Genomic DNA, 22414 nt, shown 5'->3' with positions numbered 1-22414 from the left:
CAGGCCTTTGGGTCGGCCGATCGGAACGTGAAACGGATTGAGAGATCATGTCAGCAGCAAAGAAGAATGCAAAATCCCGAGCCGCTGGCACCACGCAGCGCGTGCTCGTCTGTAGCGGCGGTCGCTACGAGTCACAGGCCAATGCCCAGATCCGTGAATCGATCATGGATGGCTGGGCAGAATGCTTTGGCGAAGAAAATGTCATTGCCGTGCATATCAGCGGCGCGGCAGCATCAATCGAGCGTCTGAAGCCGACTATCGTTTTCGCAATCGGATCGTATCTGCCCGAAAGCACCTATTTTGGTGAGGTCTGCCGTGAAGCCAAGAAGATCGGTGCCATTACCGTGTTTTGGGCGACAGAAGATCCCTATGAGCAGGATGCGAATTACCGCATCACCGATGATTTCGATGTGATCTTCTCCTGCGACCGCTGGGGTCACAATTTCTATCAGCGCGACCGGGTCTTCCATCTGCCTCTCGCGGCAAGCCGCAAGCTGCATTATGCGCCGCTGGAGGCCGAGGTGGAGAAATCTATCGACGTGCTTTTCTGTGGTGTGGCGTTCACGAGCCGCAAGGATATCGTGCGCAACCTGATGCCGACCCTGCGCAATCTGAACGTCAAGATCATCGGTCCGGGCTGGGGCGAGTTCGGCATCGGCTTTTCGGATGCCCGCATTGAAAAGGCACAGCTCATCGAATTGTATCGCCGTTCGAAGCTGGTGCTGAATCTGGGACGCTCGCTGCATTTCGAAAACAAGCGTTTCATGATCGCCCCTTCGACGCCTGGTCCGCGTACATTCGAGGCCGCAGCGGCCGGAGCGTTTCAGGTCTTCCATGAAGACACCTATGAACTGCGTCGCTATTTCACGGCGGAGGAAATCCCGACCTTCTCCAACAAGATCGATTTCGATCGCATCGTCGCGCGTTATATCGATGATACGGCGCTTTGCATCGAAATGGCCCGTCGCGCACAGGCGCGCACCATGAACGAGCATACCTACGGGCATCGTATTCGTGCCGCTATCGAGGTGCTCAAGAGTGAAGGCTTCCTAGAGGGCTGAACCTCGAGGCCGCTTCATTCCTGTCGGCAAAGATTTCCTGCCGACAGGAATGAAGCGATGATTTCAAATAATTTAGACCCGACATTCGTAACTGCGCAGTAACGTTGACCTTCCTGTTCGAGGAGGATCGACATGACGCGACTGGTGAGGCGTTTGTTTGTCGGCGTGACGGCCGTTGTGACTCTGTGTTCCGGTGCGTCTCGATCCGTGGCGCAGGAAAACTACACGGTCCATGGCATGAGCCGTGACGCGCTTGAGCACCATATCGATGCTGAGCTGGGTGAACGTCAGTTCGACACCATGCCGCGCTGGCACGGGGGTGTCTGCGTGGATATTCACGGCATTCAGGATCAGTTCGCCTCGACAGTTTTTGAGCATTTGCAGTCGGTTGGCAAAAGCCTTGGGCTACAGGTCAGCAGGAACTGCAGAGACCCTCGGCTATTCGTTTTCTTCACAGATCAGTCCGACGCGCTCGCAGCGAAGATCAAGCAGCTCAACCCGACTCTCTTTGTCGGTCTCGACACCTCGGATGTCTTCCATGAAAACAAGGTCGCGGCGACGCCGGACGAAATCCGCGAATTTCTCAGACCACGAGCTGTACGCTGGCTGACCTCTTCGGCCATGCGTATTGCTGACGATGCGCCGCCGCTCGTCATGCCAGCGACTAACGGCACTGGCTTTGCCACGCAGGGTTACGCCTCTTTTCTCTCCAATGAACAGACACGACGGGATATCCAGATCGTTCTGATTATTGTCGATATCAACCGGCTGAATAACGAGCCCTGGGGTATGCTGAACGAGTTGCTGTCTGTCGTCGCTTTTGCTGGGCCCCATCTGCGGACCGGTTATGACGGAGCGAGTCTGCTGCGTTTTACCGAACGGCCTGTTCTGCAAGGCCCGACCGGGCCCATGACACCCTATGACAAATCCCTGCTGAGCGCTCTCTACGCCTTGCCCGAGGGGTACAGCCGATCGGACGCCGTCGACTGGATGGCTGATAATTTTCCAGCCGCGAGCCGCTCGCGCTGAGGGTCAGCCGCGTGTCAGGTGATAATGGCTGCGCAGATCGGCTTCGATTTCATCGGCATGGGCTCCGTCGCGCGCCTCGATCATGATTTCGAGTTCGGCAGTCTGGACCGAAGGCGCTGCAAAGAGGCGCTGATGGGAGACTTCGATGATGTTGCCGCCAGCATTGCCGATACGCGTCGAGATATCTGCCAGAACGCCCGGGCGATCTGGGATCTGCAGGGTGAGGGAGAGGAGTCGCCCATCCCGGCGTAGGGCGCGCAGCAGCGTATTGGCGAAAATCCGCGTGCCGATATTCCCGCCTGTGATCGGCAGTGCCACACGCTTGCCGGCAAAGATTTCGGGATAGGCCATGACGGCGGCCAGCGCCGCAGCGCCGGCGCCTTCCGAAACCTGCTTGGCCTGCTCTGCCAGATGCGCGATGGCAGACTCGACCTGAAGCTCCGTTACGACCAGAACACGGTCCAGAAGCGGGCCGACAGCCTCCAGACACTGATTGCCGATCTGCATCACGGCAATGCCCTCGGCAATGGTCGAGCCTCCTCGTGCCGCCACGGCAGCCTCAGGGAAGGCAGAAAGCGAGGCATGGCTCTCGACCTGAACACCGATGATCCTGGTCGTGGGGCTGAGGGCTGCCGCAGCAATGGCGGAGCCGCTGATCAACCCACCGCCGCCGATGGGAAGAACCAGAATATCTAGCGCAGGGCTGTCTTCGATCAGTTCAACGGCAAAAGTGCCTTGCCCCGCCATAACGGCAATATCGTTGAAAGGATGGACCAGAACCAGGCCTTCCTGCTCGCGCAGCACTTCGGCAACCTTCGAGGCCTCGGCGAAATCCTCTCCCTCGGTCACCACCCGGGCGCTCCAGCCACGTGTCCGCTCTACCTTGGCTGAAGGTGTGTGACGCGGCATGACGATCGTTGCGTCAATGCCAAGCAGGCTGGCATGACGGGCAACGCCCTGCGAGTGATTGCCTGCCGAGACCGCAATCACACCACGCTTTTTCTCTTCTTCGCTCAGCAGCGCCAGCTTGTTGGCAGCACCGCGCTCCTTGAACGAGGCGACGGCCTGAAGATTCTCCAGCTTCAGCCAGATATCCGCACCCGTCATTTTCGAAAGCGCGGCGCATCGAATGCTTGGCGTGCGAACGATATGCGGCGCGATCCGCTCATGAGCGGCAAGGATATCGGCGAAGGTAAGAGAATGAACTTCGGACACGTTCTTCTTTTCGTGTTAGCGGGCCTTGTCGGCCCGCCCGGTTTCAGGACGCGATTTACTTGTAGGTGACAGTCAGGATTTCGTAGCTCTTGTCGCCTCCCGGCGTAGGCACGGTAACGCTGTCACCGACCGATTTGCCGATCAGCGCCTTTGCAAGTGGCGAGGAAACGGAGAGGCGACCCAGCTTGATATCGGCTTCGTGCATGCCGACGATCTGATAGCCGCTTTCCTTGTCGGTTTCTTCATCCACCAGTTCGATATGCGCGCCAAACTTCACCATGTCGCCCGAGAGCTGCGAGGGGTCGATGACCTCGGCGGTGGAGATGATCTCCTCAAGCTCGAGAACGCGCCCTTCAATGAACGACTGACGATCGCGCGCTGCGTGATATTCGGCGTTTTCGGACAGATCGCCATGAGCGCGGGCTTCCGCGATGGCGCGGATGACAGCCGGGCGGTCTTCGCTCTTCAGCCGACGCAGTTCATCTTCTAGACGGGTCAAACCTTCACCGGTCATCGGAATCTTCTGCACAGCGCATTCCCCAAAACGAGTTCAGCCCGCGCGCAAAGCCTCTGGAACACAGCGTCCCGAGGCCCTGCACGGGGCATAGCCGGGCATGAGACAATCCCAGCCCGCAAATTGATCATCTAAGCTAGGTCTTCCGAGGGGCAAGTTCAAGGCAAGCCGAGGGTTCTGCCCTGGTTTTATGCAGAGTTGATCGGCGATTACCTGATAGTGCGCAGGGTGTCGTTCTGAAACGCAAGGGCGGAAAGGTTCTCTTCGTCTGACCGCAAGCGGAAATGAGGAGCGGGCTTCTTTTCGTCATGCAAAGGCATGGATTCGGAAAGAGGTCTGAGGGAAAGCGCCTTGTGCTCACCCCTCAAAACGGCAGAAGCCGGTTCCCCGACAATCCTCATAAGAGGATCGAAGGAGTAACCGGCTTCCACGGGAAGCGGGGGCGAGCCCCGCCGTTTTCAGAATTCCCGCTTGAAGTATGACTGAAGCGGCGCAACGTCCAGCCCGCCATCCTTGATGGCAGAGATGGCGTAGATAGCCGCACGAGCGCCCGCGAGGGTGGTGAAATGCGGAACGCCTCCGAGCAGGGAGGAGCGACGGATATCAAAGCTGTCGCGCACGGCCTGCGCACCCTGCGCCGTGTTGATGACAAGCTGAACATCACCAGAGCGGATGGCATCCACGCAGTTCGGGCGGCCCTCGAGCACCTTGTTCACGCGCTTGACGGGAATGCCTGCCTCTTCAAGGCGGGCTGCCGTGCCGCGTGTGGCAAGAATGCTGAAGCCCATCTCGATCAGCTTGCGACCGAGTGCCTGGACCTGGGTCTTGTGACCATCGCGCACCGAAAGCAGCACGGCGCCCGACTGGGGCAGCACCACGCCTGCAGCAAGCTGTGACTTGGCAAAGGCACGCTCGAAGCTGCTGTCGAGCCCGATGACTTCACCCGTCGAGCGCATTTCCGGCCCGAGGATGGTATCGGTATCGGCAAAGCGATGGAACGGGAAGACAGCTTCCTTCACCGCCACATGCGGCGCGATGGCATCGCCATCGAGCTTGAAGCTCGAAAGCTTGGCGCCTGCCATCACGCAGGCGCCGATCTTGGCTACCGGCACACCGGTCGCCTTGGCGACGAAGGGTACCGTACGCGAGGCGCGCGGGTTCACCTCGAGCACGAAGACTTCGTGGTCCTTGATGGCGTATTGCACGTTCATCAGACCGACAATGCCCAGCTCACGCGCCATGGCTTCGGTCTGGGCCTTCAGCTCGGTCACGATGGCGGGCGACAGGGTATAGGGCGGCAGCGAGCAGGCAGAGTCACCGGAATGGATGCCAGCTTCCTCGATATGCTCCATCACGCCCGCCACATACACATCCTGACCGTCGCAGATGCAGTCTACATCGGCTTCGATGGCGTCGTTCAGATAGCGGTCGAGCAGGATCGGGCCGGACGAGACCTCGGCACCGGCCAGAACGAGCGTATTGCGCAGATAGCGCTGCAGCCCTGCGGGATCATAGACGATCTCCATCGCGCGGCCGCCCAGCACATAGGACGGACGAACCACAACCGGGTAGCCAACCTTCTCGGCCACGGCTTCGGCTTCACCCGGCGTGCGGGCAATGCCATTTTCGGGCTGACGCAGGCCGAGCTTGCGCAGGAGTGCCTGGAAACGCTCGCGGTCTTCTGCTCGGTCGATGGCGTCAGCCGGGGTGCCGAGCAGCGGAATGCCAGCGGCCTCCAGCGCACGGGACAGCTTCAGTGGGGTCTGGCCACCATATTGCACGATGCAGCCCAGAATTTCGCCGCCAGCCTGCTCGGTGCGGATGAGAGAGATCACATCCTCATCGGTCAGCGGCTCGAAATAGAGACGGTCCGAGGTGTCATAATCGGTCGAGACCGTTTCGGGGTTGCAGTTGACCATGATGGTCTCGAACCCGGCCTCGCGCAGTGCATAGGCGGCATGCACACAGCAATAGTCGAACTCGATACCCTGCCCGATACGGTTCGGGCCACCGCCGAGGATGATGATCTTCTTGCGGTCGGTCGGACGGCTTTCGCATTCCGGCACGCCGAACCCGCCCTCATAGGTCGAATAGAGATAGGGTGTGTCGGAAGCGAACTCGCCTGCGCAGGTGTCGATGCGCTTATAGGCCGGGGTCACCGCAAGCTTGAGGCGGAATGCGGCCACATCCTCGACGCTCTGGCCCGTCAGGCGGGCAAGCTGGCGGTCGGAGAAGCCCTGCGCCTTGATGCGGCGCAGATTGCGTGCATCCTTGGGCAGGCCGTTGGCGGCGATCTCGTTTTCAGTAACGATGATATCGTGCAGCTGACGCAGGAACCAGGGCTCGAAGCGGCAGGCTGCGTTGATGTCTTCAAGAGACAGCCCGGCGCGCATGGCCTGGGCAGCCATGAGAATACGCTCGGGGCGCGGCTCGGAGAGCGCGGCGCGATAGGCATCGAGCGAGCCGTCGCCTGGGGATTCGACGGGGTCGAGGCCTGTCAGACCCGTTTCCATCGAACGCAGACCCTTCTGCAGGGCTTCGGCGAAGGAGCGACCGACCGACATGGCCTCACCCACCGACTTCATCGAGGTCGAGAGCAGGGCAGGGGCGCCGGGGAATTTCTCGAAGGTAAAGCGCGGAATCTTCACCACGACATAATCGATGGTCGGCTCGAAGCTGGCAGGCGTCGTGCCGGTAATGTCGTTGGCGAGCTCGTCCAGCGTGTAGCCCACGGCCAGCTTGGCCGCGATCTTGGCAATGGGGAATCCCGTCGCCTTGGAGGCAAGTGCCGAAGAGCGCGAGACGCGCGGATTCATCTCGATGACGACGATACGGCCATCATCGGGGTTGATGCCGAACTGCACGTTCGACCCGCCGGTCTCGACACCGATCTTGCGCAGGCACGCGATCGAGATGTCGCGAAGCTTTTGGAATTCCTTGTCGGTCAGGGTGAGTGCAGGGGCGACGGTAATGGAGTCACCTGTATGCACGCCCATCGGGTCGATGTTCTCGATGGAGCAGACGATAATGCAGTTATCCGCCTTGTCGCGGACGACTTCCATCTCGAATTCCTTCCAGCCCAGCACGGATTCCTCGATGAGAACCTCGGTGGTGGGGGAGGCATCGAGACCGCCAGCCACGATCTGGTCGAACTCCTCACGGTTATAGGCAATGCCGCCACCGGCGCCGCCCATGGTGAAGGAGGGGCGGATGATGGCGGGCAGGCCGACCGATTCCAGCGCCGCACGGGCTTCTTCCAGCGTGTGGGCGATGGTGCTGCGCGGGGATTCCACGCCAATCTCGTCCATGGCCTCGCGGAATTTCTGACGGTCTTCCGCACGGTCGATGACTTCGGCATTGGCGCCGATCAGTTCGACATTATGCTTCTTGAGGAAGCCCGACTTGTCGAGCGCCATGGCGGCGTTCAGCGCCGTCTGGCCACCCATCGTCGGCAGAACCGCGTCGGGCTTCTCCTTGAGAATGATGCGCTCGACGAATTCCGGGGTGATCGGCTCGACATAGGTCGCATCGGCCAGACCCGGATCGGTCATGATGGTGGCCGGGTTGGAGTTGATGAGGATGACGCGATAGCCTTCCTCTTTTAGCGCCTTGCAGGCCTGGGTGCCGGAATAGTCGAATTCACAGGCCTGACCGATCACGATGGGGCCGGCGCCGATGATGAGGATCGACGAGATATCTGTACGTTTCGGCATGGGTCAGGCTGCCTTCTTGTCCATGAGGGCGACGAAGCGCTCGAAGAGATAGAATGAATCGGACGGTCCCGGGCTGGCCTCGGGATGATACTGAACCGAGAACGCATCGAGCTTGGTGCTGCGAATGCCCTCATTCGAGCCGTCGAACAGGCTGGTATGGGTGATGATCACGTCTTCGGGCAGCGACTTGTCATCAACCGCAAAGCCGTGATTCTGGCTGGTGATTTCGACGCGGCCCGAAGCGAGGTCCTTGACCGGCTGGTTGGCGCCACGATGGCCGCGTTCCAGCTTGTAGGTCCTGGCTCCAAGGGCCTGCGCCAGAAGCTGATGGCCGAGGCAGATGCCAAAGACCGGCACATTGGCAGCAAGCACTCCCTTGATGGCGGGCACGGCATAAACGCCGGTCGCAGCCGGGTCGCCGGGGCCATTGGAGAGGAACACGCCTTCGGGATTATGGCGCAGGATCTCTTCAGCCGTTGCCGTGGCAGGCACCACGGTCACGTCACAACCTGCGGTCACGAGGCAGCGCAGGATGTTGCGCTTGGCACCGTAATCGACTGCCACCACGCGGCGACGCGTGCTGCGTTCTGCTGCGGGCTTTTGCCAGACGCCGAGTTCCCAGGAATAGCTCTGGGTGCAGGTCACGTCCTTGGCCAGATCCATGCCTTCAAGGCCGGGCCAGGAAACAGCCTGGGCGCGCAGCGCGGCAATGTCGAACTGGCGATCCTTCGGGAAGGCGAGCACGGCTGTCTGCGGGCCGCCATCGCGCAGGCGGCGCGTGATCAGGCGCGTATCGATGCCAGCGATGCCGGGCAGGTTCTGGCCGATCATCCACTGGGCGAATTTCTGGGTCGAGCGCCAGTTGGCAGGCAGGGTGACGTCTTCCTTCACGACAACGCCACGTGCGGCAACGCGCTGTGCCTCGTCATCTTCGGCATTGGTGCCGACATTGCCGATATGCGGGAAAGTGAAGGTCACGATCTGACCGGCGAAGGACGGATCGGTGAGTGTTTCCTGATAGCCGGTCATGCCGGTGTTGAAGCAGAGCTCGCCAATGGCTGCGCCATCCGTATGGGCGCCGAAACCGACACCCCACAGAACGGTCCCGTCGGCAAGAACGAGGGCGGCATTGGCGCCTTCAGGGCAGGTGTCGGTCATGGTCGGGGTCTCCTCCTGAGGCGTCTGCGGATCGAGGTCCGCAAGAGTGATGCCGGGCAGGCGCAGCAGCGCCCCCCAGTGCTTGCCGGGAATGGCGCGTGACTGGCGCCATTTGCGAATGGCTTCGGTGCCGACGCCGGTCAGGCTGGCCAGCGCCTCTGCGCCTCCTGCCTTCTCGATGATCTCTTCGATATCCATACCCGTCTCCCTTGCGTCCTTTTCCACTCGGACGCTCGCGTGGTTGGTGCTAGATAAGCCTTTGAGATGAGATTGGGAAGTTTTTTCCCACTCTCAACCGCCTCTCGGTATGTGGGAAAAATATTCCCGCACTCGTGTGGCGCAGGTCAGGAAAAGGAAAAAGACAATGTCCCTGAGAGAACAGATCTCGGCCGATCTCAAGACCGCCATGAAGGCGAAGGAAATGGATCGTGTGGCGCAGATCCGCGGCATCACGGCCCGTATCAAGGACCTTGATGTTGCAGCGCGCGCCAATGGCAAGGAGATCGGGGATGAAGATATTCTCCCGATGCTGCGCAGCATGATCAAGTCGCGCACCGAATCAGCCACGATGTATCGCGAGGGTGGCCGCCCCGAACTGGCGGAGAAGGAAGAGGCAGAGATCGCAACGATCAAGACCTATCTCCCGCCCGAGATGGACGAGGCCGCGCTGGCCGCTGAAATCGACGCTGCCATCGCCGAGTCCGGTGCCACCAGCATGAAGGAAATGGGCAAGGTCATGGCCGTGCTCAAGGCCAAGTTCGGCAGCGCGCTCGATATGGGGCGTGTGAATCCGGTCGTCAAAGCCCGCCTGTCCTGATTTCGGGCTGAGAGATGGCGTTCGACCCCGGCTTTCTCGACGAACTGCGTGCCCGTACCCCGATCGCTGCGGTGATCGGGCGTCGGACAAAGCTCAGCCGCTCGGGCCGCAACTGGAAGGCCTGCTGCCCCTTCCATGGGGAAAAAACGCCTTCTTTCTATGTCTATGACGATCACTTCCACTGCTTTGGCTGTGGTGTGCATGGCGATGTCATTTCCTTCGTCATGCAGAGCGAAGGTCGCAGCTTTCCCGAAGCGGTCGAGCAACTCGCCAATGAGGCGGGGCTCGACATGCCCCGTCAGGACCCCCGTCAGGAGGCCCGTGCGCAGGAGGCGCGTTCGCTTGGCGATGTGCTCGAGGCTGTGCAGGCTGTCTATCGTCAGGCGCTTCATCAGCCCGGCGGGCGTCAGGCGCTGGCTTATCTGCGCCGACGCGGCCTGTCCGACGCAACGATCGAGCGTTTCGGTCTGGGCTGGGCGGGCGAGGGACGTGGTGCGCTTCTTGAAGCCCTGCGTGGGCAGGATATCGGGGCCGAGCAACTGGTTCAGGCCGGGCTCATGCGCGTGGATGAACGTGGTGCCCCGAGGGGCGAGCTGTTTTTCTCGCGTGTCATGTTTCCCATACGCGATCGACGCGGCAGGCTCATTTCCTTCGGTGGGCGCACGCTTGGCGATGCTCAGCCCAAATATGTGAACGGGCCTGAAACGGCGCTCTTTTCCAAGCGTCGGGCGCTTTACAATCTTGATCTTGCCCGCGCTGCCCTGCGCGATCCGGCGCAGAAGCTGATCGTCGTCGAAGGCTATATGGATGTTATCGCTCTGGCCCAGGCGGGTTTCGAGGCGGCGGTAGCGCCGCTTGGGACAGCGATGGGGGCCGAGCAGCTCGAACTGCTCTGGCGCGAAGCCTCGCACCCGATCCTGTGTCTCGATGGTGACGCGGCTGGTGCGCGTGCAGCATTGCGCGTGGCTGAATTGGCCATGCCTCTGCTCACTCACGAGCGCAGTCTGAATTTCTGCCGTCTCGACCCCAAGGACGACCCGGATAGTTTGATCCGCCGTGAAGGCCCCCAGGCCATGCAGCGCGTTCTTGATTGCGCGTCGTCCCTGGCACAAGAGTTGTTTCAGCTCATGATGGCGGGCGTTCAGCAGGACGTGCCCGAGCAACGCGCCGCATTGAAGAAGCGTCTCGAGGCCGCTGCGGCCCTGATTGCGGACAAGGATCTCGCATCGGAATATCGCCGTGCGCTGATGGAGCGGTTTTTCGCCTCCTCACGCCGCGGCGGTCGGACCGGGGGCGCGAAACCCGGCGCTGCGAAGCCTCCCGTACGAAGTGCGGCTATCGATACCGGCGCGCTTGAGCGCCTGCGTCTTCTGACTGTGCTTGTCCTGCGTTCACCCGCGTTATTACCTGAGATTGAAGACCAGTTCGGGCGTCTCGATCTGCCGTCGCCTCTTGATGAGATACGGGACACGGTTCTGGACTGGTTTGCCGAGCTTCCTTCAGAAGAAGGGCTGACAGCCGAGGCCTGTCTCGAGGCGCTTGAGCAGCAGGGGCTGGGCGATGAGGCACGCAGCCTGCTTCATAACGGCCTCGTGCCAGCATCTCAGGGTGAGAGAAACGGCCTTTTTTCTCTCGAACCCATTCAGCAATGGTGGCATTTCTTCGGCCTGGTGAATTTTCCGGCTTTCGTGCGGGAGGTCGAGCAGGACATGCAGGCGGCGCTTGCCAACCCCTCGTTGCAAGGCTTGCCGGAAGCTCTTGTAGTTCGTCTGCGCACGCTGGACCGTCTTCGACGTGGTGAGGAGAACGATGACGAAGATTGACGCAGCGCGTCGATCCGGGATGAAAAGACAGTGCTGGCCCTTGACTTCGGGCGTTGGATCGCCCACCTGCACGCTGCCGAAATTGCTAGCGCTGACGCTGGTGGATCGCAGTTGGAAGAAGGGCGACCGGTGGGTCTGCCGTGTCGGACGGCGCATTGCTCTTGCAGTGCGCTGGGTTGACGCGTTTCTTTCATGGCTGGTTTTTAGCGTCGCGCTCGACAGGGCGTGCGGGGAGCAGGGAGTAAGGTATGGCGACGAAAGCGGCCACGGGAACGGAGCGGAACGCGCAGGACCAGGACGGCGATACCAATGTCCTCGACACGCAGTCCGGTGCGGTCAAGCGGCTTATCGCCAAGGGACGTGAGCGCGGCCATATCACCTTCGATGAGCTGAACGCGGTTCTTCCTCAGGACCAGATGTCTTCCGAGCAGATCGAAGACATCATGGCCATCTTCTCCGAAATGGGCATCCAGGTTGTCGAGAACGAAGACAATGAGGAAGCCGACGACTCCGAGGAAAAAACCGAGGAGAAGGAAGAGACTGAAGAGTCCGAAGAATCGCCTACCGGCAATGTGAGCGAAAGCGCAGGCCGTACCGATGATCCGGTGCGCATGTATCTGCGTGAGATGGGCTCGGTCGAATTGCTGTCGCGCGAAGGCGAAATCGCCATTGCCAAGCGAATCGAAGCGGGTCGCGACGAGATGATCGGAGGGCTCTGCGAGAGCCCGCTGACATTCCGCGCCATCATCTCCTGGCATGACAAGCTGAAGGAAGGCGAGATGTTGCTGCGCGACATCGTCGATCTTGAGGCCATGCAGGGCGGTCCTTCCGAGGAAGAGACGGCCGAAAACGAGAACGGCGAAGAGAACGAGGATAACCTCGACGAAGAGCCCGCAAACGAGGAAGGCGGCGACCCGGAAAGCTCTGGTCTGTCGCTCTCTGCGCTTGAGGAAAAGCTCAAGCCCGAAATTCTTGCCCATTTCGAAGCCATCGAGCCGCTTTACGACACGCTGCGCGCCCTTCAGGTGCGTCGCATCGAAACGCTGACCAGCGGCTCTGAAGCGACAGGCGCCTCGGAAGCAGAGTACGAAAAGCTCCGCACCGAACTGGTGAAGATGGTCGAGCAGGTGCATCTGCACAATAACCGGATTGAAGAGCTGGTGACCCAGCTCAAGGTCCAGTTCCAGCGCCTGAACACGCTCGAAGGCCGTATGCTGCGTATGGCGGAAAGCTGCCGCGTGTCGCGTGACGACTTCCTGCAGAAATATCGTGGCTACGAGCTCGACCCCAACTGGCTGGCTTCGGTTTCTGCCCTGACCGGCAAGTCGTGGAAGAATTTCACCACGCGTTATGCCGAGCAGATCATCGATCTGCGCAATCAGGTCGCTGATCTGGCACACAGCACGGGTCTGCCGGTTGGCGAGTTCCGTCGTGTCTATGCGGTCGTTTCGCGTGGCGAGCGCGATACGACGCGCGCCAAGAAGGAAATGATCGAGGCCAATCTGCGTCTAGTGATTTCGATCGCCAAGAAATACACCAATCGCGGCCTGCAATTCCTGGATCTGATTCAGGAAGGCAATATCGGTCTGATGAAGGCGGTCGATAAGTTCGAATACCGTCGCGGCTACAAGTTCTCGACCTATGCTACGTGGTGGATCCGTCAGGCCATCACGCGGTCGATTGCCGATCAGGCGCGCACCATTCGTATTCCGGTGCACATGATCGAGACGATCAACAAGCTGGTGCGTACCTCGCGTCAGATGCTGCACGAAATCGGTCGCGAGCCTGCGCCTGAAGAATTGGCCGAGAAGCTTGGCATGCCGCTTGAAAAAGTGCGCAAGGTGCTCAAGATCGCCAAGGAGCCGATCTCGCTCGAAACCCCGATCGGTGACGAGGAAGACAGCCATCTTGGTGACTTCATCGAAGACAAGACGGCGGTTATTCCGCTCGATGCCGCGATCCAGACCAATCTGCGTGAAGCCACAACGCGTGTTCTGGCCTCGCTCACCCCTCGTGAAGAGCGCGTGCTGCGTATGCGCTTTGGTATCGGCATGAATACCGACCATACGCTTGAGGAAGTCGGTCAGCAGTTCAACGTGACCCGCGAGCGTATCCGTCAGATCGAGGCCAAGGCGTTGCGCAAGCTCAAGCACCCGAGCCGCAGCCGCAAGCTGCGTTCGTTCCTCGACGATAACTGATCATGGAGAAGTGGCTTGAGGTGGCTCCGGAGCGTCCGACAACCGATATAACGGTTGATGTGACCTTCCTCGAGCGCCTCAGGCCGCCTCTGCCACGCCGGGTCGTCTGGCCCGAAGGCTACCGTCTGGAACGGTGGCACCCGAACACCACCGATTATCTCGCGCTCTATCGCCTTGTCGGCGCCCCCCATTGCTGGTGGATGCGCTACCTGATGCCCAGCGCGACACTGCATCGCATCATTGCATCATCCCATACGTATATCTGCCGTCTGCTGGGGCCCGAAGGGGTGGCCGGTTTTTTCGAACTCGACCTCGAAAAGCCCGAGACACCCTATCTCTCCTATCTCGGTCTCGTGCCTGAGGCTCAGGGCAAGGGGTTGGGCAAGAGGCTGCTGAATGCCGCGATCCAACAGGGCTGGCAGAAAGAAACACGTGTGCTGCGCGTCAATACCTGCACAGCCGATCACCCCAATGCTCTGCCCACCTACAAGGCCGCGGGCTTTGTGCCGATCATGGTCGAGCAGGAGCACTGGAGCATCCCCGACGATCTGGGGCTCGTCCCGCCCGAACATCTGCGTCAGAAGGTGAACTGAGGAAACAGGCGCATATTCAGCCGGCGATGGTGCTTTTATCTTGCCCCTGTGCGGCAGAATGTGCTCTATGCCGCCTTCCCCTGCCGGACGAAGGCATCGTCCCGGCTATACCCGAGCCTTGTGGAAGAGGCGCTGTTCTGACCGGTTGCGGTCGGCAGTTGGGTTGAAGCAATCCGAAGGGAGCACATATGCCTTTGTATGAAAGCGTGCTTATCGCACGTAATGACATCTCGCAGGCGCAGGTCGAAACCCTCGTCGAGCAGATTGAAACCCTCCTCACCCAGGATGGCGGTTCGATCGAGAAGCGCGAATTCTGGGGTCTGCGTTCGCTCGCATACCGCATCAAGAAGAACCGCAAGGGCCATTACGTCCTTCTCGGCCTGAATGCCCGCCCGGACCAGATCCGCGAGCTGGAGCGTCAGCTGAGCCTGAACGAAGACGTTCTGCGCGTTCTCACGCTGCGCGTTGAAGAAATCACCCAGGACCCGTCTCCGATCCTGTCCCGCAAGGGCGATGATCGTGGCGATCGTGGCAATTTCCGTGGTGGCAACGCCAAGCCGGCTGGTCGTTTCGACAGCGGCCGTGGTGGCCGTCGTGGCGACGATCGTGAAGAATACCGCGCCCGTGAGGGTGCCGAGATGGATGCGGAGTGATCGCGATGTCTGACGAGAACACCAACGAAATCAACCCGGCCGCCCGTCGCATTGCCGTCGGCGCCCGTCGTCCGTTCTATCGCCGCCGCAAGTCCTGCCCGTTCTCCGGCCCCAACGCGCCGAAGATCGACTACAAGGACGTGCGTCTGCTGAGCCGCTTCCTTTCCGAGCGCGGCAAGATCGTTCCGAGCCGCATCACGGCGGTTTCGGCCAAGAAGCAGCGTGAGCTGGCGCAGGCGATCAAGCGCGCCCGCTTCCTTGCCCTGCTCCCCTACGTGATGAACTGAGGAGACAGGCATGTCACAGACTGAAGTCATCCTGTTGCAGCGCGTTGAGCATCTGGGCCAGATGGGCGAAATCGTCCGCGTCAAGCCCGGCTATGCGCGCAACTTCCTGCTGCCGCAGGGCAAGGCGCTTCGCGCCAATGCCCAGAACCGTCAGCGTTTCGAAACCGAGCGCGCACAGCTCGAGGCTCAGAACCTCAAGCGTCGTGAAGAGGCCGAGCGTCTTGCCGAGCGTATGCACGGCCTGAGCGTCGTCATCATCCGTCAGGCTGGTGACAGCGGCAGCCTCTACGGCTCCGTCACCACGCGTGACATCGCGCTTGCCGTGACCGCAGCTGGCCTCACGATCGGTCGCAACCAGGTTGTCCTGGCTGAGCCGATCAAGATGCTGGGTCTGGTTGAGGCACGCGTCGATCTTCACCCGGAAGTGTCGATCCCGGTGACCGTCAACGTTGCCCGTTCGGAAGAAGAAGCCGAGCGTCAGGCACGTGGCGAAGCCATCGTTGCTGAAGAGGACGAATATGTCCTCGAGACCGAAGTCGAGGGTGACGAATCCGAGGCTGAAGGTGAAGTTGAAGGCGCCGCCGTCTAATAGACGTCGCGTTTGAAGACTGATTACAAAACCCGGCTGCCTCTGGCAGTCGGGTTTTGTTTTATATGGCTGTGTTGACGACCGTGCGTTTTAGACGTTCAAATACTTGAACTGTCTGGGAATGATCGGGGTCTATCATGGTATTTCTGCTTGATCAGGTATTGAAGCGTTTCATCAAGGCCGGCGCTCTTGATGTCATCCTGCCCGATGGCAGGAAGCGTCACTACCAGGGCAGACTGCCCGGACCCGCTGCCACTATTCACGTCAGGACCGAGAAGGCGCTCAAAAGCCTCCTGCTGAATTCTGGGCTCGCTTTTGGCGAAGGCTGGATGGACGGCGAGATCGTCGCTGTCGGCTGTACGCTCGAGGACGTCCTGAACGTGCTGATGCTCAACATCCATGACAGTCACCATCTCCTGAGCAAGCTGGAAGAAAAGGCGCGTTTCGTTACCCGTTTCTTCAGGCAATGGAACAATCAGCGACGCTCCCGCAGCAATGTTGCCCATCATTATGATTTGAATGGTGCGCTCTACGACCTGTTTCTCGATGAAGACCGTCAGTATTCCTGCGCCTATTTCACGTCCGACGACATGACGCTGGAAGAGGCGCAACTGGCCAAGAAGCGCCATATCGCCGCCAAACTGCGCCTTGATCGGCCTGGGCTGGAAGTGCTCGATATCGGCTGTGGCTGGGGAGGCATGGCGCTCACCCTGGCGAAGGAATACGGGGCGAAGGTGACAGGCATCACTCTCTCGCGCGAGCAATTGCAGGTGGCCCAGCAGCGTGCGCGTGAGGCGGGACTTGAAGGGCAGGTGCAGTTCCTTCTGCTGGATTATCGCAAGCTGAACCGCAAATTTGATCGTATCGTCTCGGTCGGCATGTTCGAGCATGTCGGCATTGGCCAGTACGATGTCTTTTTCCGCACCGTACGGAAGGCATTGAAATCCGATGGTATCGCCCTGATCCACTCGATCGGCCGCATGGACTGCCCCGGATCGACCAATCCCTGGCTGGATAAATATATTTTCCCGGGTGGTTATTCCCCTGCGTTGAGCGAGGTTCTGCCCTCGATCGAGCGCGCGGGACTGTGGATGACGGATTGCGAAATCCTGAGGCTGCATTACGCCAAAACGATCAAGATCTGGCGTGAGCGCTTTGCGGCCAATCGGGACAAGATCCTGGCACTTTATGATGAACGCTTCTGCCGGATGTTCGAGTTCTATCTGACCGGGGCAGAGCTTTCCTTCCGCCTTCAGGGACATATGAACTTTCAGATCCAGCTTTCGCCTGACCTGAATGCCGTGCCACTGACGCGCGACTATCTTTATCAAAAATAGGCCACCCGACCTCGTTCCCGTGATTTCGGCGTCATCCCTGGGTAGCTCTGGCGCCAGATTTTCACGAGTGTAGAACGGTAGTAACGATAAGTAACAGTTCAGGCTCTCGGAATCGTGATTTCGTGTTTCGTTCTGTCACGATCTGTGTCGTAATTGGCGAATGAGACCTATTCGCAATAAAAGGATGGTGGGGGGATTTCGCCCCTCATCGTCGCTCCTCATTGCCTCCTGCGTCACGTCGCTGGGATTGGCGGTTTCCTCTGAAACTCTGGCGCAGCCCGGCGCAACAGGAGGAGAGGCAGGTGTCACATCAGGCGATAGCGGTGCAGGCGGGGAAACAGGGCGCGCTCGCTATGCACGAAGCATGGCTTCGCGAACGGAGCGTCAGGAAAAGCGGGAGGGTCAGGCGGCCCGCAAGAAAGCGCGTCGCGAACTGATTACCGTACGGGGTGAGCGCGGGTCTTATGCGGCTACCGAGAGCGGATTGGGTGATAAGAGAGCGACGCCCTTCCTTGAGCAGACCCAGACGACCAACGTCGTGACGCACCAGACGATCGTCGATTTTGCGCCGCAAACCATGGAAGACATGACCAAATATGTGCCTGGCATGGTGGTCGGCAATAATTTTGGCGGAACACAGGACGCCCTGATCAAGCGCGGATTTGGTGCCATCGATGACGGGTCGATCCTGCGCGACGGCGTGAGAATGCCGATTGGCCGTAATTATCAGGGCGACACGACCGAGCGTGTGGAAGTGCTCAAGGGACCCGCTTCCCTTTTCTACGGCATGCAGGAGCCGGGGGGCGTGATCAATGTCGTGACCAGAGCCCCCGATTTTCATCGCTGGGGTGCGGGATTCGGCACGCAATGGAGTTCGCTGGGCGGCGGTAATGGCCATCTCGATTTCACCGGGCCGCTTGGCAAGGATTTCGCCTTTCGTCTGATCGGCAGTTATCGCAACGAGAATTACTGGCGTAATTTTGGCGCCAACAAGCAGGTGCTGGTGGCGCCGACGCTCAACTGGCGTCATGACCGCTGGGATGGTGCCCTGTCCTATGAATTCGTCGATTATGACAACGTGCTCGATCGTGGTGCCGTGTTCGTCGGCAATAATCCGGTTTCAGGCCCGCAGAAGCGTCTGGATGAAGCCTGGACGGCCTCTTTCGGCGCGCGTCATCTGATCGCGTCGCATCTTGGCTATCGCCTGAGCGCACATGACCGGCTACGTCTGTCAGGCGGCTATAACCGCGATGATTATCATGACCGCCAGGCTGATCCATCCAGCTATAATGTACGCACCGGCATTCTGATGCGCCGTTATCGTGCCAATACCGGCACGTTGCGTGCCAATGGCAGCGTGGCTCTCGATTATCTTGGTACGCATGAACTCTGGCATATGAAGCATGAGATTACTGCCGGTGCGGATTATGAAAACCGTAATCAGGACCAGGGTGATTTCGTTCAATCGGCTAATCAGGGTGGGTTCAACCCGACCAGGCCTGTCTATGGCGGGCTGGCCCCTGTCGGGCGCGTCAATCCGTCCAACAGCAATCTGCAGCAGAATATCAATAGCGCCTCAGGCTATTTGAAGGATAACATCCATCTCACGAAGAGCCTGATTGCGAGCGGTGGTGTGCGCTATCAGTGGTTCTCACTGCGCTATGGCAGCGGCATTCCCTTCGTGCAGACGACAAATGCTTCCTATACGAAAGCATTGCCCTTTGCGGCTCTGGTCTGGCAGCCATTCAAGACCGTCTCGTTCTATGGCGACTATTCACAATCCTTTGGTGCCAATCTGCTTTCCGCCGGTACTGTGCTTCAGGGCGGCTACAAGCCGACGACGGGGCGCGAGTTCGAGGTGGGCGCCCGCTACGAAAACCATGGGCTGACGGCTGATGTGGCGCTGTACCATATTCGCAAGAAGAACGTGCTGCAGAGCGCGGGCCTCGATCCCAATGGCAACATGATCCAGCGCCTGACCGGGCTTGCCGGGTCCAAGGGGCTTGAAGCGAGCCTGACCGGTGCGCTGACCCGTCATTGGAGCGCGATCCTGTCTTATGCCTGGACCGATGCCCGTACCCTGCGGGACACCCCCCAGACAGAGGGACATCAGCTGATCGGTGTGCCGAAAAACAGTGGCAGCTTCTTCCTGACCTGGAATGGCACCTTGCCCTGGTACAGAATTGCGATGCGTGCGGGCGGCGGTGTCCATCTTGTCGGCACGCGCGCGGCGACGCTGGATAACAGCTTTCAGGTGCCCGGCTATGGCACGATCGACGGCTTTGCCTCCTGGACGGTGCCCAATCTGCTGTCGCATCAGGTCCGTCTACAGCTCAATGCCGTCAATCTCCTGAACCAGGGCTATATCATTGCCCCAACGGGCTCGGCTTTCCGCAATAGCTGGGGGCAGGGGCGCAGTTTCGCTGTCGCCACGAATATCGCTTTCTGAGTCTTTCGAAGAATGCGCTGAGGAATGAGCGTACTGGTTACGCTCGTTTCAGCAGCGGGATAGCTGCTTCCGGCTGGAACTGCCTGCATCCCGGCAGTTAAGGACAGGGTTGCGATTGCGCGATCCTGCGACCGCTGTGCACTGACATTCCGGATCTGCAGAAGGCATTGGAACCCGAAATTCTCGTGGAGAATCGGGTCCCTGAAATGCCGAAAGCGCGTTGCGACACCCCAAGGGGTACCGATCCGCGCTTTCCAAAGCTTTCTCGTTCTCCCCTCGAGAGGGGAGGCGATCTCAGCTCAGCTTGAGCGAGACAGCAGAGGTCTTGCCGTTACGGCCGACTTCGGTCTCATAGGAGAGAGCCTGGCCATCGGCGAGGGTGGAGAGGTTGGCTTTCTCAACAGCAGAGATATGGACGAACACGTCATCACCACCGGCATCCGGTTTGATGAAGCCGAAGCCCTTGGTTGAGTTGAACCACTTGACGGTGCCTGTTGCCATAACGAGGCTCCTTGATAGTACGACGGGCACGCAGAAAAATTTTACGTGCAGACATGCTCCTGCGAAACGACCCGATATGCCACATGCATTCGAAGTTTCGGGCAAGTGCACCCGCCTAGGTCCTGTATGGGCGCTCGCAGGGGCGAGTGCAAGCGCCTCGCGCTCTCAGTTCTCTGTGCAGACAAGTTTTGCCAGTGTGGCAAACTCGTCAATCGAGAGTGTTTCCGCGCGGCGTGTCGCAATAATTCCAGCCTTTTCAAGCAGGGCTTCCCCCCCGATCGGCCTGAGCGAGGCACGCAGCATTTTGCGTCTCTGACCAAAAGCCAGATTCGTGACATGCTCCATTGCCTTGAACAACGCGGCTGAGGGTTGCTCTGCCTTGGGTACGATATCGACAACAGCCGAGTCGACTTTTGGCGGGGGCGAGAAGGCGCCGGGAGGCACCTTCATGACGATATTGCAGGTTGCGCACCACTGGGCGATCACACCAAGCCGGCCATAGGCCGACGTATCGGGGGCGGCGCAGATGCGCTCGGCGACTTCAAGCTGGAACATCAGCGTCATGCGCTCCCAGAGAGCTGCCTGACGAAGCCAGCCAATCAGAAGGGGGGTGCCGACATTGTAAGGCAGATTGGCAACGATCTTGCGAGGCGCCGGGCAGAGTGTCGCCGTGTCGAGGGCGGTCGCATCTGCCTTGACCAGAATCAGCCTGCCATCGGCATGGGCCACAAGCTCATCGAGCAGAGGCCAGGCACGCTGATCGATCTCGACGGCATGAACGGCATCGGCCTTCGTGTCGAGCAGGGCCCGTGTGAGCCCACCCGGCCCCGGGCCGATTTCGACCACATGTCGCCCGGCCATGTCACCCGCGAGAGCGGCAATCCGGGCGACGATACCCGGATCGAGAAGAAAGTGCTGGCCGAAGGATTTCTTGGCGTCGAGACCATGAATACGGATGGCATCGCGCAGGCTGGGAAGGGTCATCCCTGACCCGGCGCAGGCTTGCCGTGCGGCTTCTTGGCGGGGGGCTCGTCGTTCTGCGTGTCGTCAGCCGGTTTGGCAGAGGCGGTCTTGTCATCCTTGCGCATTTCGATGACCGAACGGCGCTCCAGATCACGTTCGAGCTGACGCGAGGCCTGCTCGACGCGCTCATTCATCAGGCTGTCGGCGATTTCGCTCGGGCTCTGCTGGGCAATGTTCTTCTGCCCCTTCGAGCAGACCGTCAGCAGCGCGATGCCGTCCGTCGAGACCAGCGGACGGCTGGACTGACCGACAGGGAGATCGGACAGAACCTGTCGCATCTGAGGGTTGAGACGCTCAAGCACCAGCTGGCCACCCGGGTCGGAGGGATGCTTTTCCCCCAGGGAATGGTTGAGGGCTTCCATCGCGTCGCATCCATGCACCGACTGTGCGGCAGCAGAGGCCTTCTGCAGGGCCATCTTCTGCTGATCCGTCGGCTCCTGAGGGTTCAGGGGTGACGAGAAGGGGAAGAAAGCCTGACGCACGGTGACCATGGTGACGTTCTGATGGCCAATCGTCCGCTTGCCGTTGACGGTAACGATGACATAGCCACCCGCCACCTTGACCGGGTTGGAAATGGCGCCGATCGGCATCTGGCGTACGATCTCGACAACAGGCGGGTCGAGGCTGTCTTCCTGCACCCAGCCCATCGTTCCGCCGTCAAGCGCGGTCTGTGCCTGAGAGAACTGCGCCGCGACAATCGGGAAGGGCGCGCCGTTGCGCAGCTGCGTGATGATCGTCTTGGTGAATTCGAGCTCGGTTTCCGAATGGCGCGGATCGGCCACAGGAATGAAGATCTCGCTTACGTTGTACTGGGGGCGACCTTCCTCTGCGCGAAGCGCCTCCTCACGCTGCGCGATTTCGCGGGCCGTGATGCGGCCGCGCCCTGAAATCTCTTCGCGAAGCACCTGCATCCAGCCGATCTGCACGCGGATCTGGTCGATCAGTGTGGTGAGCGACACACCATCCTGCGCCAGACGGTCGCGCAATGCATTCTTGGGCATGCCATTGCGTGATTCGATGTTGTTGATCGCCTGGGCAATCTGCTGCGGCTCGACATTGATATGACGCTTGAGGATTTCCTGCGTCTTGATGCGTTCATCGACCAGCTGGCGGATGATCTGCGGGCGCAGGCGCTGCATCAGGTCGGGGCTGATATTCAGCCCGGTCGACAGGGCGAAGAGCTTGCCGCGGTTATCGACGTCACGCTCGGTCAGAACCTGACCGTTGATCGTGCCCAGAATGGCATCTTCAGGCGGTGTGACCGGCTCGACCACCGAGCCATGTCCGGGATGGGCGCGCTGCGCATGGACGTGATGGGCCGGGGCCGCCTGGGCACCGAGCACCGGAAGGGCCAGTAGGGCCGAAAAGCCGAGAAGCGTCTTGCGCATCGACAGGGAGCGGCCGGCAGGCAGGGCAGCCCGAAGGAAGGGGGCAGAAAAGCTCATTGCGCGTCC

General features: G+C 60.1%; 18 protein-coding genes. 11 read left to right on the top strand and 7 right to left on the bottom strand.

Going from position 1 to position 22414, the window contains the following annotated elements:
• The first annotated feature begins 47 nt into the window (after positions 1-47).
• Together AA105894_RS05585 and AA105894_RS05580 are read left to right on the top strand one after the other, a co-directional pair.
• Positions 48-1061: a CgeB family protein gene (locus AA105894_RS05585; protein ID WP_267310843.1), complete on the top strand. Its 1014-nt coding sequence runs from the start codon at positions 48-50 to the stop codon at positions 1059-1061.
• 132 nt (positions 1062-1193) lie between these two features.
• Positions 1194-2090 (top strand): hypothetical protein, encoded by an 897-nt coding sequence (locus tag AA105894_RS05580; protein WP_267310842.1) that lies wholly within the window; start codon positions 1194-1196, stop codon positions 2088-2090.
• Positions 2091-2093: 3 nt separating this feature from the next.
• Here AA105894_RS05580 and AA105894_RS05575 read toward each other — a convergent pair whose 3' ends face one another.
• The 4 genes from AA105894_RS05575 to carA form a co-directional block, all read right to left on the bottom strand.
• Positions 2094-3305: a threonine ammonia-lyase gene (locus AA105894_RS05575; RefSeq protein WP_267310841.1), complete on the bottom strand. Its 1212-nt coding sequence runs from the start codon at positions 3303-3305 to the stop codon at positions 2094-2096.
• Between the two features lie 55 nt (positions 3306-3360).
• Positions 3361-3834, bottom strand: a complete 474-nt coding sequence (gene greA, locus AA105894_RS05570) for a transcription elongation factor GreA (protein ID WP_025841509.1) — start codon at positions 3832-3834, stop codon at positions 3361-3363.
• 443 nt (positions 3835-4277) lie between these two features.
• Complete coding sequence (gene carB, locus AA105894_RS05565) at positions 4278-7532, bottom strand: carbamoyl-phosphate synthase large subunit (RefSeq protein ID WP_267310840.1); 3255 nt, start codon at positions 7530-7532, stop codon at positions 4278-4280.
• Positions 7533-7535: 3 nt separating this feature from the next.
• Complete coding sequence (gene carA, locus AA105894_RS05560) at positions 7536-8888, bottom strand: glutamine-hydrolyzing carbamoyl-phosphate synthase small subunit (RefSeq protein WP_267310839.1); 1353 nt, start codon at positions 8886-8888, stop codon at positions 7536-7538.
• A gap of 166 nt (positions 8889-9054) precedes the next feature.
• Between carA and AA105894_RS05555 the strand changes: the two genes are divergently transcribed.
• The 9 genes from AA105894_RS05555 to AA105894_RS05515 all read left to right on the top strand — a co-directional run bounded on the left by AA105894_RS05555 (position 9055) and on the right by AA105894_RS05515 (position 19436).
• Positions 9055-9507: a GatB/YqeY domain-containing protein gene (locus tag AA105894_RS05555; RefSeq protein WP_267310838.1), complete on the top strand. Its 453-nt coding sequence runs from the start codon at positions 9055-9057 to the stop codon at positions 9505-9507.
• Positions 9508-9521: 14 nt separating this feature from the next.
• Complete coding sequence (gene dnaG, locus AA105894_RS05550; protein WP_267310837.1) at positions 9522-11330, top strand: DNA primase; 1809 nt, start codon at positions 9522-9524, stop codon at positions 11328-11330.
• Positions 11331-11578: 248 nt separating this feature from the next.
• Positions 11579-13528, top strand: coding sequence for an RNA polymerase sigma factor RpoD (gene rpoD, locus AA105894_RS05545; RefSeq protein WP_267310836.1), 1950 nt, complete (start codon positions 11579-11581; stop codon positions 13526-13528).
• A 2-nt stretch (positions 13529-13530) separates the two neighbouring features.
• Positions 13531-14121 (top strand): GNAT family N-acetyltransferase, encoded by a 591-nt coding sequence (locus AA105894_RS05540; protein ID WP_267310835.1) that lies wholly within the window; start codon positions 13531-13533, stop codon positions 14119-14121.
• 188 nt (positions 14122-14309) lie between these two features.
• Complete coding sequence (rpsF, locus tag AA105894_RS05535; protein WP_188424928.1) at positions 14310-14774, top strand: 30S ribosomal protein S6; 465 nt, start codon at positions 14310-14312, stop codon at positions 14772-14774.
• 5 nt (positions 14775-14779) lie between these two features.
• The gene (gene rpsR, locus AA105894_RS05530) at positions 14780-15061 is read left to right on the top strand and encodes a 30S ribosomal protein S18 (RefSeq protein WP_023977644.1); all 282 of its coding nucleotides are present in this window, start codon (positions 14780-14782) and stop codon (positions 15059-15061) included.
• 10 nt (positions 15062-15071) lie between these two features.
• On the top strand, positions 15072-15650 hold the full coding sequence (gene rplI / locus AA105894_RS05525) for a 50S ribosomal protein L9 (protein ID WP_267310834.1): 579 nt from the start codon (positions 15072-15074) through the stop codon (positions 15648-15650).
• Positions 15651-15787: 137 nt separating this feature from the next.
• A complete protein-coding gene (locus AA105894_RS05520) occupies positions 15788-16987 on the top strand; it encodes an SAM-dependent methyltransferase (RefSeq protein ID WP_267310833.1) in 1200 nt (399 codons plus the stop codon).
• Positions 16988-17351: 364 nt separating this feature from the next.
• The gene (locus AA105894_RS05515; RefSeq protein WP_267310832.1) at positions 17352-19436 is read left to right on the top strand and encodes a TonB-dependent receptor; all 2085 of its coding nucleotides are present in this window, start codon (positions 17352-17354) and stop codon (positions 19434-19436) included.
• A gap of 294 nt (positions 19437-19730) precedes the next feature.
• Here AA105894_RS05515 and AA105894_RS05510 read toward each other — a convergent pair whose 3' ends face one another.
• From AA105894_RS05510 to AA105894_RS05500, 3 genes are all read right to left on the bottom strand, one after another.
• Entirely contained in the window at positions 19731-19937 is a 207-nt protein-coding gene (locus tag AA105894_RS05510; RefSeq protein WP_188424936.1) for a cold-shock protein, read from the bottom strand.
• Positions 19938-20102: 165 nt separating this feature from the next.
• Entirely contained in the window at positions 20103-20921 is an 819-nt protein-coding gene (rsmA, locus tag AA105894_RS05505) for a 16S rRNA (adenine(1518)-N(6)/adenine(1519)-N(6))-dimethyltransferase RsmA (protein ID WP_267310831.1), read from the bottom strand.
• Entirely contained in the window at positions 20918-22405 is a 1488-nt protein-coding gene (locus AA105894_RS05500) for a peptidylprolyl isomerase (protein WP_373316734.1), read from the bottom strand. The genes rsmA and AA105894_RS05500 overlap by 4 nt, the downstream gene beginning before the upstream one ends.
• Between the last annotated feature and the right edge of the window lie 9 nt (positions 22406-22414).

Source organism: Asaia spathodeae NBRC 105894 (assembly GCF_025994195.1).
GTDB lineage: Bacteria > Pseudomonadota > Alphaproteobacteria > Acetobacterales > Acetobacteraceae > Asaia > Asaia siamensis.
This window is presented reverse-complemented; position numbering and strand designations above follow the sequence as displayed.